This is a genomic window from Bacillus sanguinis (genome assembly GCF_018332475.1).
Taxonomy (GTDB): Bacteria; Bacillota; Bacilli; order Bacillales; family Bacillaceae_G; genus Bacillus_A; species Bacillus_A sanguinis.
In genome coordinates, this window is record NZ_BOQB01000031.1 from 20,164 (window position 1) to 32,865 (window position 12,702).

Below are 12,702 nucleotides of genomic sequence, written 5' to 3' on the forward strand. Positions count from 1 at the left end.
CTCATTTTCTTAACTTGCGGTAATCTAAATCTCCTCGCTCTAATGCGTGCATTAACATTTCAGCACTTGCCATATTCGTCGCAAGTGGAATTGCATATACATCACATAAACGAAGCAATGCATTCACATCCGGTTCATGCGGCTGTGCTGTTAATGGATCGCGGAAGAAAATTACCATGTCTAAATCATTTTTTGCAATCATTGCACCAATTTCTTGATCGCCGCCAAGAGGACCAGATTGATATCTTGTTACAACTAAGCCGGTCGCTTCCATAATACGAAGTCCTGTCGTTCCTGTTGCAAATAATTCATGTTGTTCAAAAATTGGTTTATATGCGTATGCAAACGAAACCATGTCGTCTTTCTTTTTGTCATGTGCGATTAAGGCAATTTTCATCCATTGTCTCCCCTTTAGTCGATAATATTTTCTAAACCGTACACAAGATGATCTAGATTCATTACTGTCTCAATTGATAGTTTTACACCAGACATAAATGATGCACGATTGAATGAATCATGACGAACTGTTAACATTTGTCCGTCTCCACCAAACATTACTTCTTGGTGTGCAATAAGTCCTGGTAAACGTACACTATGAATATGAATGCCATCTACATTTGCACCACGAGCCCCTTCTAGTTGCTCTACTTCATTTGGATGACCTTGCTGCTTTGATTCACGATTTTGACGAATCAATTCTACTGTTTTTACCGCTGTACCAGATGGTGCATCTAGTTTTTGATCATGATGCAATTCAATTACTTCAACATCTTGGAAATATTTCGCTGCCATTTGTGAGAATTTCATCATAAGAACTGCACCAATTGCAAAGTTTGGAGCGATAATTGTTCCTACTGCTTTTTCTTTCGCGGTCTCGGTTAATTGTTTTAGCTCTTCTTCTGTAAATCCAGTTGTACCAATAACAGAACGAAGTCCACGCTCAACTGCTAGTGTAACGTGTTGTTTCCCAACTTCTGGCGTTGTTAAATCTAACAACACATCTGCTTCTACTTCCTCTAAACAAGTATGTAAATCTGCGTAAATAGGTGCATCTAGCGCTGGCATTCCCGGTAAATCAGAGATTTTCTCTCCACCATGCTTATAATCCACTGCTGCTACTAAATTAAAATGTTCCGTTCTTTCCATAAGAAGAACTGCTTCATGTCCCATACGTCCTCTTGGTCCAGCGATAATTACTTTAATTTCTTTCATTATTCTTTCTCTCCCTCATCAATACGTGTCCAGCGATCTTTATCGCGAGTATTAAATTTATTCATTACAATGTTATGTGCTGTTTCTAAATCAATATTTAAACTATTTGCCATACAAATCATAACAAATAATACATCTCCAAGCTCTTCTTCAATACTACGTTCTGTTTCAGTTGTTTTCTTCGGTTTCTCACCATAATAATGATTAACCTCTCTTGCAAGCTCCCCCATTTCTTCCGTTAAACGAGCCATCATTGCAAGTGGACTGAAATAACCTTCTTTAAACTGACCAATATATGCATCAACTTCTTTCTGCATATCCTTCATCGTTTTCGCTTCCATACAATTCACCTCTAATCCTTCCTCTTTCATGTTAGCCAATTCATCGCGATTTGACAAATATTATTCCCCGCCAAACACCTATTTGCGACCCTTTTTGGGAAAGATTATAATAAAGTGAAACTTCTTTTGCGTTTTTGGCAAAAAATCAACCAGAACCAATCGATTTTTATAGCCTTCACTATTTTCACTAGCAACTAGAAATTACTTATCATTATGTTTTACCGTTTCAGCGGAGCAATGCCATTTACATAATTAGGGGGATTTCTATATGACATCAAATTTGAAGATTCGAAATATCATTTTTATTTTAATCGGTTCCGCTATTTTTTCTTTCGGTATTGTGAATATCAATATTGAAAATCACCTTGCAGAAGGTGGGTTTACCGGTATTACACTATTATTGTATTTTCTATTTAAGTTTGATCCTTCTTATTCAAACTTAATTTTAAATATCCCTATATTTTTCATCGGTTGGAAATTACTTGGAAGAACAACATTTATCTATACACTAATCGGTACCTTTAGCGTATCTTTATTTCTATGGATTTTTCAGCGTTACGAAGTTCTCAACTTACATTTAAACTTACAAAATGATATGACACTCGCAGCTTTATTTGCTGGGGCATTTATTGGTATCGGTCTCGGGATCATATTTAAATACGGCGGAACTACTGGCGGTGTAGATATTATTGCGAGACTCGCTCATAAATATGTTGGCTGGAGTATGGGGAAAACGATGTTTATGTTTGATGCTATCGTCATTATCGTCTCTATCCTTACCTATTTATCATATCGCGAGGGTATGTATACGTTAGTTGCTGTTTTTATCGGGGCGAAGGTCATTGATTTTATGCAAGAAGGAGCCTATGCAGCAAAAGGAGCAACTATTATCTCAGATAAAAACGATGAAATTGCTGCTAAAATTTTATCTGAGATGGAGCGCGGAGCAACCTTTTTAAAAGCTGTTGGATCGTATACAAAAGTGGAACGGAACGTATTGTATTGCGTTGTTGCTAAAAATGAAATCGTGAAATTAAAAAATATTATTACTTCTGTAGATCCTCATGCATTTGTTGCAGTAAGTGACGTACATGATGTAGTTGGTGAAGGTTTTACGTTGGATGAAAATAAAAACCCATTACATACATAAACATAACTAGAAAAGCTTTTTAGCTTTTCTAGTTTTTTATTACATATTGCTTAAGTTTCTCTAAATCCTCATAAATAAGCTCCAATAAGCTCCGATTATAAAAAATGGAAGCAGGATGGAAGGTCGGAAAAATATGATATTCTTTCTCTGACCATGTAAATTCTGCACTTTGCATATCCTTTAATTTTTGAATGGGCTGTTTTAATAATTGCCCGTGTACATCTGTGATTTTTTTATCTTTTCCTGTTAAACGTTGAAGACCGATATTGCCAAGCGTGACGATTAGCTTCGGATTTAGTTTCTCTAATTCATAATCTAACAAAGGTGCATGGGCAACTATTTCTCCTTGATTTGGCGTTCTATTATACTTTTTTTGTATAATAGAACCATTTCGTTCTTTTTTCTCTCGCCACTTATAAGGTCTACTCCGAACAGCGCTCGTAATATATACTTCTTCCCTTGTAACGTGAATACGTTCTAAAAAACCCATTAATTGTTTTCCCGCTCTCCCGCTAAACGGAATCCCATTATGAATTTCTGTTTCACCAGGCGCTTCTCCTAACAACATAAATTCCGGATTTTCAGGGCCTTGTCCACTTAAAAAACCTTCTAATTGATAAGGAGCACTACGCTCTTTCACCTGTTTTACTAAATGGTCTGGATATTTCATTCCCCCCACCGCCTTTCCACATTACTTCTATTATTTCTATTTGCAATACATTATATAATTCAATCCACAAAACAAAAAAGACTATCAAAATTGATAGTCTTTAGTCATCGCTACGCTGCATACCAGTATAAATCAATACGAGACGTAATAATTCAAATACCGCTACGGCTGCAGCTGCTACATATGTTAATGCTGCCGCATTTAATACTTTACGAGCTTGCCCATATTCATCTGTTGATACGATACCTAACGCTTCAATTTGTTGCATCGCACGCTTTGATGCATCAAACTCAACTGGTAATGTAACAAGTTGGAACACAACACCTGCTGCCATTAAAATGATACCTAAAAATATCATGTTGGCCATCGATGCAAAAATACCGATCATAATAAATATCCAAGAAATATTCGATCCAAAGTTCGCAACTGGCACTAACGAATGACGAATACGCATAAAGTTATAATCTTTTGCATCTTGAATTGCGTGTCCTACTTCGTGTGCTGCAACTGCTGTACCAGCAACTGAATGACCGTAATAGTTATCTGTTGATAATCGAACTGTTTTGGCAGTTGGATCATAATGGTCTGATAAATGACCTGGTGTTTCTTCTACAGCTACGTTGTATAATCCATTTTCATCTAAGATTTTCCGAGCCACTTCTGCTCCTGTCATACCTGATGTTGAATAAACTTGTGAATACTTGCTATAGGCACTACGTACTTTTGACTGTGCATACAACGGTATGATCAAAATGATCGCGAAGTAAATTAAATAAAACATCATGAATCTCTGAACCTCCATTGAAGTTTTAAGTATAGTACTTCTCATTCTATTTTCTTCTGCCACCATTGTCAATGAATAAACCTTACAATCCGTATCTTTATTTATTACATTATCTATTCTTAGAATGGACATTACTTTTTCTTTTTTCTCTCTCTCCTTTATACTTTCTCCATCCAACATAAGTTAATGTGAATAAAATAAGACCTCCAGTAATCGTCATAAACCAAATGAGAGAAGGTGCAATTTCATCTTTTTTTACTGTATGAAATATTTTTTGCAAATCCCCTTTAATGATTCCTAATTGCATTTGCCCGCCTTTTGTTTTTAACATAACGTTACGAAATTCATCCAAATAAGATAAATGGGCATTTACACGCTGCACTTCATTTTCTGGCAAGGCAATCATTAAGCTTGGATAAATAATATTAAATTCATGTAAAAATGTGTTTAACGTTTGTTGAAACTGTCCCGTATCTTCTTTTTTCATCGCTTTTTCCATTTGAGAAAAGGCATCCATTACTTTTCCTTCTCTTTCCATCCAAAGTGGTTGATATTTCGATACTTGTGCATCGACAGCGAGCTGCAGGGCTAACACATTATCAATTTTAACTTGTTTCCTTACATCTTCTTCTGCGAGAGATTGTTTCGCCCTATCGTAAGCTAAAGAAATAACTCTAACTTGATCTGGCGTTACTTCCTGCTTCTTTTCATTCCCCTTTATGACAAACTGCTCCGAGAAATGTTGTAGTACTTGTACTGCTTTTTCATCTTCATTACGCTTCACTAATTGTAATGAGTCATCTAACAACCCTGTTAGTTCACTCCACTCCTCAGCATATATACGTAACGGAAACATGATAATTAGAAATGCAATCAGTCCAATTAATGTTCTCTTCATCACGGTCCCCCCTATAACTACTAGTACAAAATATGTTCATTGGGACAAGAATAGAACAGAACTGGACCGAAAAATATATTATCGTTTTACAAACAAAAAAATTCTCTTTAAACAGAGAATTTTTCCTTTGAAATCCTTTTCTTTTTTACGAAATATCTATACAAGCTGTAACAAAGTATGCTACCAAATAAAATGAATAATAAAATAGCACACGCAGCAAGCATAAAGAATTCTTCTGGTAACATTAATATAATCGGATCCTTCTCAGGATCAAAAACCCAATAATCATTACTGAATAAAAGCTTATGGAATATCACAAAACTCTTTTCAAAATTAATAGCAATCGGTAACATTAACGCTATTGGAAAAATGATTGTTAAAATAGATCCATGTAGTAAAAACTTTTCATTTTTCTTTTTTAACAAATACATGCCGCCTATCATTGCAATCATAATTGTCGCATACATCACATATTGAATCTTTACTAAAATATTTTTAACATCTACAAAATGAATACGGCCATTTGTAGACATATCTAATGTTGGCAACTGCAATGCTCCATCATAAAACGGCGATAAATATGTGATAAGCACATCGTAATTTCTTTTAATATCATCCTTCGTCATATCCGCTAAATCTGGAATGTTTAAAAAATCAATTTCAAAATAATATAGCCATTTTCCGTATACAACCGCTGTTGTTGCGAGTGCAAATATAGAAAATGCTATGCTATATGAAACAACTATCGTAATCAATCGATTCAATATTTTTGTACCACTCTTATTTTTCTTCATTTGCTCCCCCTAAATGTTCTAACTATCATAAAGAAAACTGTTTTCGGTTCTCACGTAAGCAATAATAATATGTAATACATAATGTGGCGATGCTTAGCCAGAACGTAAAATAACCAATTTCTTCTACAAACAAATGCATAATTCCATATCTCGGCATTTGCCAAAATAAATAATCAATTGCATCATTATGTAATGTCCATATAGCAGCTACCGCAAAATGCCATTTTTTTATACGGTAAAACGGTGCATATAACAATCCTTGTACTGCCATCGCAAAATGCGAAAGCATTAGCATATACCCCATAAGACCAATAGGACCTTTTACATAGATCATAACCCCATTTACAACAACAGCCCATATACCATATTTCATTAAAGTAACAATCGCTAGCGCCTCTATTAATCCCCAATTTCTCTTTATTAAAAAAGCAATTAAAACAAAGACAAAAAAGAGACTCGCCATCGGGCTATCGGGTACAAACGGCCAAAATACAGGTGAAGTTTCTTTTAATTGATTTCCATACCATATAAATCCGTATATTGTACCTAATATGTTAACAACTAATAAAAATAATAATACGGAGCGCTGTCTTAACATTGCATACAAGTAAACCAAGTTGTATGTCCAACACCTTTCAAACAAAGTCATTCTTTCCTCAAACTCTACTCTATTATATAGTAAACTTTCTTTCATCAAAATAAAAAGCTGACTACAATTTTTTGTAGTCAGCTTTTTATTATTTTTTATTATACTTGGCAATGAATTCCGAAAGCTTCTTCAATTCCTCATCCGTACCTTTAAATACGCCTTTAGGCATTGAACCTTTTCCATCTTTCGCAATTTTAGCAATTTCTTCTGGTTTTAAAGTTAAATTTTGCAGTGCTGGTGCCGCTGCCCCGCCCTGTAAATTGTCACCGTGACACGTTAAACAAGTATTTTTTTGCATTAATTTATAGCCGTCATCATTTTTATCAACTGGTGCTGTTTTTACAATTGCTCCTTGTTTTTTTGCAGCTTCCCAGTCGTGGTGTGCTACAGATTCCCAAGTTAAAAAGATAATTGATGCAATTGCTAAAAGCATAAATCCAGTTGCCACAGGACGCTTCAACGGGCGTCTTTCTGGTCCACGATCAAGAAATGGAGCTAACAGTAATGCGCCAAACGCAATCCCTGGCATAATAAACGCTCCAATTACAGTAAATGAGCCAGAAGCATAAGAATACTTTAATAACTGATACAAGAATAAGAAATACCAATCTGGAAGTGGTATATATCCCGCATCAGTTGGATCCGCCATTCTCTCAAGCGGTGACGGATGCGCCACTGTTAAACATAAATAACCGATTAAAAAAACTGCACCAACCATCCATTCTTTTAACAAGAAGTTCGGCCAAAACGCTTCTGTTTTTCCTGGGTATTCAGAATAGTCTTTCGGAATATTTGGTTTCCGAGCTACTGGTACCCGAGAATCTCCTACAAACTTCATCCCTTTGCCGCGATGCATAATCTCCCTCCTTTAGTTCTTTCCCCTTTAATTTAGCAATCTCTTATAGCGGACCGGAAATACCTTGTTTGCGAATCATGATGAAGTGGAAGGCCATTAAACCTAGAAGTGCTGCTGGTAAGAAGAAGACGTGAATAGCAAAGAAGCGAGTTAATGTTTGAGCGCCAACAATTTCGGAATGACCAGCGAGTAATGTTTTAATATAAGGACCAATGAGCGGTGTTTGCTCTGCAATTTGAATCCCTACTTTCGTAGCAAATAATGCTTTCATATCCCACGGTAATAAATATCCGGTAAAACCAAGACCTAACATAACAAAGAAAATAAGAACACCAACAATCCAGTTTAACTCACGAGGCTTTTTATACGCACCCTGGAAGAAAACTCTAAGTGTATGTAAAAACATCATTACAATGACGAGACTAGCACCCCAGTGGTGCATACCACGAACAATTTGTCCGTATGCAACTTCATTTTGTAAATAATAAACCGATTCCCAAGCATTTTTAATATCAGGCACATAATACATCGTCAAAAACATTCCAGATAAAATTTGAATTACAGTAACGAAAAAGGTAAGTCCTCCAAAGCAATAAACGAATGCAGAAAAGTGATGTGCCGGGTTTACATGTTCAGGTACTTCATGATCAGCGATATCACGCCATATTGGTGTAATATCTAACCTTTCATCTACCCAATCATAAATTTTATTTAGCATCTACTTTGCACCCCCTTTTGGCTTCGCTTTGCCTAAATACAGCGTTCCATCTTTTACTTTGGACTCGTATACATCAAGCGGAGCAAGGGGCGGCGTGCCTTTAATGTTCATCCCGTCTTTTGTGTAACGGCCCCCGTGACATGGACAAAAGAATTGATTTGGATGTGCTTTGTCCGAATTCCAGTTAACTGTACATCCTAAATGTTTACATACTGGAGAGAACGCAACAATGTCTCCGCTTTCATCTTTATGAACCCAAGCTGATTTTGGCTCTTCGGACTTGTACCAACCATCAACCTGCTTCACCTTAAAGTCGAAACGTTTCGGCTCTGTTGTAATATCCTTTACTTGTGCAACAGCAACCATATCCGTTCCCGCTTCTTTTCTTAACACCGGATCAAGTGCAAATCGCGTCATCGGCATTAAAATACCCGCTGCCATAAAGCCTCCTACCCCTGTAAGGGTATAATTTAAAAACTGTCTTCTTGACACACGATGTTCTTTCTCGCTCACGAAAATTTCCCCCCTCTATCAGAAATTGTCCCCTCGTGATAAATTATATAAAAAATAAATACTAGGACACTATCATGATATAATACGCTCATGCACAGGTCAATATCATACTACTCATAATAATAAGAACTTTCTGTTTATTATTTTCCCCATTTTTCTTCTAACATCACCATTATATTTTTTATATGTGCATGAATAACTTCTCTTTTCGCTTGATCACTAAATTGTTCTAACGCTAATGAAGGAAACCAAAATAAATCTCCCTGTAATTCTTGCATATCTTCTTTCCATGAAAAATCACTTGTAACATAAGTAATATGCTTAAAACCTTGCTTTTGCAAATGATTTGTCCATTCTTGCAAACGATCTTTTTCATTTTTTTGACTTTCTACTAAATACGTAAATGCAGGTAATAAAAGCACTCTTCCTTTATATTCTCTTTCTAACTCCATGCTCAACAATTCGATAAATTCACCTTGTTCTACTACCATTTTCATTTCTTTTGCTGCCGAAATTGATAACAGTGGTATTACACCTGTATCTACATACTCTCTCGCTTGCTCAAACTGTTCCACATCTTTTACAATCCATTTCAAATTTCTTCCCTCCCCTCACTTACAAATGACAGAACTTTCACTTTATATATATTAAACCATACTAAAAGAGGTAAAAAAAGAAAAACTACCTATATTAAGGTAGTTTTTCTTAAAAAGTCTGAAATTTGTAAAATTTTATGAATCCAAATGAATTTTATAACATCTTTAACTCCGCTGTTAACCTATGAAACGCTTCCTTATCTTGCTTATCCAACGCTTCATCAATTTGTTTTAAAAGACGTTCTCTTCTAAAAGAAAATACACTTTCTTCTAAAAATCTTTCTGCAAGTAAACGATCTTTTTCATTTACTTCAATATGCTTTGGTAAATACGGGTTTTCTTCTAATACAGCTACATAATTGGCATTTTGAAACGATGATTTAAAATTGAGTTGAATATAAATATCCTCATCTCGATTTAAACGAATATCATGAAACGATTTTTCAGCATCTGTTGTCATAACATTTTGTTTAAAAAAGTGAAATGGTGTGTCTTTCACACAATTCGCGGACATCACTAAACCACGCGGACAATATTTTGCATGCTCTACGAAGTGGACTTTATGCATCAATTGGTCGTGACTCATTAAATAATTCAAAATCCATACACATTCACGCTGTTTCAGTTGGTAATTATTCAAAAACCATTTTACAAAATCCTTCTTCTCGTTTACAGAAACAGGGGTATTCATAGCAATTAAGTCCCTCCTCTGTCTTGCTCTTTTCTTTTTAGATTCAAGAAGCGGCATTCAGTTTCCTTCCAACTTATGAAAAATCCTCTAAATTATATAACAATTCTTCAATATGAATTTGTGTCGGGTCTAGTTGTATTAACTGAGTAAATACTTCTTTCGCCTCTTTTCGCATACCTTCTTCCAATAAGAAATAACCGTACTCTTCCAAGAAGTCTGGATGATTCTTAAAAGAAGTATATGCACTTTCATAGTGTTTTAATGCATCCGAATACATTTCTAATTGTTTTTTTGCAAACGCAAGGTCCCAAAGTAGTTGTGTATCTGGTTCTCCGCTTTCAATTGCATGCTCTACAACAGCAATTAGCTCTTCATATTTTTCTTGTTCCTTTAAAATATACGCATATTTTAATGTTGCGCCTAAATGTCCTGGATCTAACTCAAGCGCTTTTTGAAGCACTCCCTCTGCTTCCTCTATTTTTCCTAATTTCGCCGCAATGTTCGCTAGTTCTACATAAAATGGTACAGAAAGCTCATCTACTTTAATTCCTTCATGAAGTGTTTCATAGCTTTCTTGAAGCATTCCCTCTTTTTCATAGCTTTTCGCTAAATACATGTAAAGCGATGCATACTCAGGATCTAATTCTTTTAGTTCTTGCCAAACACCAATTGCTCTTTGGAATTCTTCACCTTGGTATAATGTGAAGGCATATCCAAATAATGAGTGGATATCTTTTTGTTCCTCTAAACCTGCTTCATAGTAAGAAATCGCTTCTTCCCAATTTCCAATCGCACTTAACGTTTCTGCGAGGCGAAGTGCGATAACAACACCACCCATTATTTTATGTTCCGCTAATAACGATTCATAATGAGTGATTGCCTTTTGTTCTTCCCCTTTACTACTATATAACTCTGCTAGCCCAAACGTAATAACAGGTTCGTCAGGCATCATTTCTTTCGCCTTTAATAGTTTTTGTTCTGCTACATCATCGAAACCTTGCATTTGGAATAAATCCGCAACAAGCAGTAACGATTGAACATATAAATCATCATTTTCTGGAATATCATGAAGCACTTCAATCGCTTCATCTTCTTTGTCTAGATCAATATATAATTCTGCTAAAAATACAGTGAATTCACTTTCTTCCGGATACAATAAACGCAAGTCTTCTGTAATAGCTAACGCTTCATCCGTAAATCCAAGTGTATGATAATAGCGAGCGATATCATACTTCTCTTCATCATTCGCAATTTTTAATTGTTCTTTTAATAATTGTAATCCTTTTTCCGCTTCACCATTTTCAATATATGAAACCGCTTGTTCAAACTTTTGCATAGACGTCTCCTTTAATTCTAAAAAATATTCTTTTCTGTTCATTTACCCCGATTGATTCGAGCTGATTAAAGTTTCACTTTATCATAAGCAACTAGGTGTAACAACGCAACCTTTAGAAAGGGCATACTTCTTCTTATACTTTCACTAATAACGATTCAATTATGACACCGATACCGCATTACTACTTTCTATTGTACCGTTTTCTTTCATTACCGTGCAAATAACTTCCCTTATTAATTATTGACCCGCACGAACTCTTTACAGTCCTTCTTCTTTCTTTAAATAAAAAAGACTCCTATATTAGGAGCCTTCACAAACTCTTAAGAGTATGTCTCTTCTTTCTTTACTTGCTCATTTACAATCTCTTTCAATAGTTCTATAATTTCATCATTTTCTTCTTTCAAACCGACAGTAATACGAATACCATCATCGATACCAAATGCAGCACCAGAACGAACAATATAGCCTTTCTTCATTAATCGTTCGAAAGCCTCATTACCAGGAATACCGAGCTTTAAGAAAAGGAAATTTGTTTGAGATGGATAATAGAATACGTTATATTCCTTACAAAATGCGTAATATTGATTTAATCCTTCTTCATTCTTTTTTACACATTCTTGTAAAAATGCTTGATCTTCTAATGCAGCTATTGCCACAGATTGCGCTACAGTCGATGTATTAAATGGTAACCTTGCTACTTCTAGCTGCCCGATTAATTTCTCATTACCAACCGCATATCCAATACGGAAAGCAGCTAAACCATATGCTTTTGAAAACGTGCGTAAAACCATAAGATTTTCATACTTTTCAAGAAGTGGTACTGTTTGCGGGTAGTCTTCTGCCCCCGCATATTCATAATATGCTTCGTCCATAATAACGAGCGCTGACTTAGGAACTGATTCTAAAAATGAAAGTAAATTTTGTTTCTCTACATATGTACCTGTTGGATTATTCGGATTACAAATCCACACAATCTTCGTTTTATCATCTACTTGCTGTAACATCGCATCTAAATCGTGAATGCCATCTTTAAGTGGTACTTCACGAACTTCTGCTCCTTCAATAACAGCATGGTGATGGTATTGCGAGAATGTTGGATTCGCCATTACAACATTTGTTCCTTCGTGTAGTAATGCACGGCTAATCATTTGAATGACTTCATCTAGCCCACTACCAAATAACAGTTGTTCTGCTTTGACACCTAACTGCTCTGCTACTTTTGTCCGAAGTTCAAAGGCATATCCATCTGGATAAAGAGCGTATTGACTCGCTAAAGAAGTTAATGCTTCGGTTACTCGTGCTGAGCAACCGAATGGATTTTCGTTCGATGCTAATTTCACAATTTTTGATAATCCATATTCCCTTTTTACTTCTTCAATGTTTTTCCCAGGTACATATGCTCTCAAAGTTAACAATTGCTCTTTCACTCTCATTTTTCTTCCCCCAGTCATTTTATTCAATTCGATTACAATACAGTTGTAATCCCGCTCTGTA

General features: G+C 35.6%; 16 protein-coding genes. 1 reads left to right on the forward strand and 15 read right to left on the reverse strand.

Annotated features, from left to right (window positions below; genetic code table 11):
• Nucleotide 1: 1 nt before the first annotated feature.
• From mgsA to KI369_RS04955, 3 genes are read right to left on the reverse strand one after another with little or no spacing between them, the layout of a single operon-like run.
• Nucleotides 2-397, reverse strand: a complete 396-nt coding sequence (gene mgsA / locus KI369_RS04945; RefSeq protein ID WP_000684755.1) for a methylglyoxal synthase — start codon at nt 395-397, stop codon at nt 2-4.
• A gap of 14 nt (nt 398-411) precedes the next feature.
• Nucleotides 412-1,212: a dihydrodipicolinate reductase gene (gene dapB, locus KI369_RS04950; protein ID WP_000658802.1), complete on the reverse strand. Its 801-nt coding sequence runs from the start codon at nt 1,210-1,212 to the stop codon at nt 412-414.
• Nucleotides 1,212-1,553 (reverse strand): nucleotide pyrophosphohydrolase, encoded by a 342-nt coding sequence (locus KI369_RS04955; protein WP_001992677.1) that lies wholly within the window; start codon nt 1,551-1,553, stop codon nt 1,212-1,214. Before KI369_RS04955 ends, dapB begins: the two co-directional genes overlap by 1 nt.
• A 268-nt stretch (nt 1,554-1,821) precedes the next feature.
• Here KI369_RS04955 and KI369_RS04960 point away from each other — a divergent pair, with 268 nt between their 5' ends.
• Nucleotides 1,822-2,703: a YitT family protein gene (locus tag KI369_RS04960; RefSeq protein ID WP_000203305.1), complete on the forward strand. Its 882-nt coding sequence runs from the start codon at nt 1,822-1,824 to the stop codon at nt 2,701-2,703.
• Nucleotides 2,704-2,731: 28 nt separating this feature from the next.
• Here the strand turns inward: KI369_RS04960 and KI369_RS04965 are convergent, their stop codons facing one another.
• The 12 genes from KI369_RS04965 to hisC form a co-directional block, all read right to left on the reverse strand.
• Entirely contained in the window at nt 2,732-3,373 is a 642-nt protein-coding gene (locus tag KI369_RS04965) for a uracil-DNA glycosylase (protein ID WP_212955236.1), read from the reverse strand.
• Nucleotides 3,374-3,473: 100 nt separating this feature from the next.
• Nucleotides 3,474-4,154 (reverse strand): zinc metallopeptidase, encoded by a 681-nt coding sequence (locus KI369_RS04970; protein ID WP_000499536.1) that lies wholly within the window; start codon nt 4,152-4,154, stop codon nt 3,474-3,476.
• A 112-nt stretch (nt 4,155-4,266) separates the two neighbouring features.
• On the reverse strand, nt 4,267-5,055 hold the full coding sequence (ypjB, locus tag KI369_RS04975) for a sporulation protein YpjB (protein WP_000831600.1): 789 nt from the start codon (nt 5,053-5,055) through the stop codon (nt 4,267-4,269).
• A gap of 107 nt (nt 5,056-5,162) precedes the next feature.
• Nucleotides 5,163-5,849 (reverse strand): lipoprotein intramolecular transacylase Lit, encoded by a 687-nt coding sequence (gene lit, locus KI369_RS04980; protein ID WP_212955237.1) that lies wholly within the window; start codon nt 5,847-5,849, stop codon nt 5,163-5,165.
• Nucleotides 5,850-5,874: 25 nt separating this feature from the next.
• Nucleotides 5,875-6,465, reverse strand: coding sequence for a lipoprotein heptaprenylglyceryl N-acetyltransferase LhaT (gene lhaT, locus KI369_RS04985; protein WP_212955238.1), 591 nt, complete (start codon nt 6,463-6,465; stop codon nt 5,875-5,877).
• 121 nt (nt 6,466-6,586) lie between these two features.
• Nucleotides 6,587-7,354 carry a menaquinol-cytochrome c reductase cytochrome b/c subunit gene (qcrC, locus tag KI369_RS04990; protein WP_000554600.1) on the reverse strand — a complete coding sequence of 256 codons (768 nt, stop codon included), beginning with the start codon at nt 7,352-7,354 and terminating at the stop codon, nt 6,587-6,589.
• A gap of 43 nt (nt 7,355-7,397) precedes the next feature.
• Nucleotides 7,398-8,072 carry a menaquinol-cytochrome c reductase cytochrome b subunit gene (qcrB, locus tag KI369_RS04995; RefSeq protein WP_000932700.1) on the reverse strand — a complete coding sequence of 225 codons (675 nt, stop codon included), beginning with the start codon at nt 8,070-8,072 and terminating at the stop codon, nt 7,398-7,400.
• Entirely contained in the window at nt 8,073-8,585 is a 513-nt protein-coding gene (gene qcrA, locus KI369_RS05000; RefSeq protein WP_001290419.1) for a menaquinol-cytochrome c reductase iron-sulfur subunit, read from the reverse strand.
• Nucleotides 8,586-8,725: 140 nt separating this feature from the next.
• Nucleotides 8,726-9,181: a YpiF family protein gene (locus KI369_RS05005; protein WP_212955239.1), complete on the reverse strand. Its 456-nt coding sequence runs from the start codon at nt 9,179-9,181 to the stop codon at nt 8,726-8,728.
• Between the two features lie 154 nt (nt 9,182-9,335).
• A complete protein-coding gene (locus tag KI369_RS05010; protein ID WP_001095923.1) occupies nt 9,336-9,872 on the reverse strand; it encodes a ReoY family proteolytic degradation factor in 537 nt (178 codons plus the stop codon).
• Nucleotides 9,873-9,945: 73 nt separating this feature from the next.
• Complete coding sequence (locus tag KI369_RS05015) at nt 9,946-11,208, reverse strand: tetratricopeptide repeat protein (protein ID WP_212955240.1); 1,263 nt, start codon at nt 11,206-11,208, stop codon at nt 9,946-9,948.
• A gap of 320 nt (nt 11,209-11,528) precedes the next feature.
• Complete coding sequence (gene hisC / locus KI369_RS05020; protein ID WP_212955241.1) at nt 11,529-12,641, reverse strand: histidinol-phosphate transaminase; 1,113 nt, start codon at nt 12,639-12,641, stop codon at nt 11,529-11,531.
• Between the last annotated feature and the right edge of the window lie 61 nt (nt 12,642-12,702).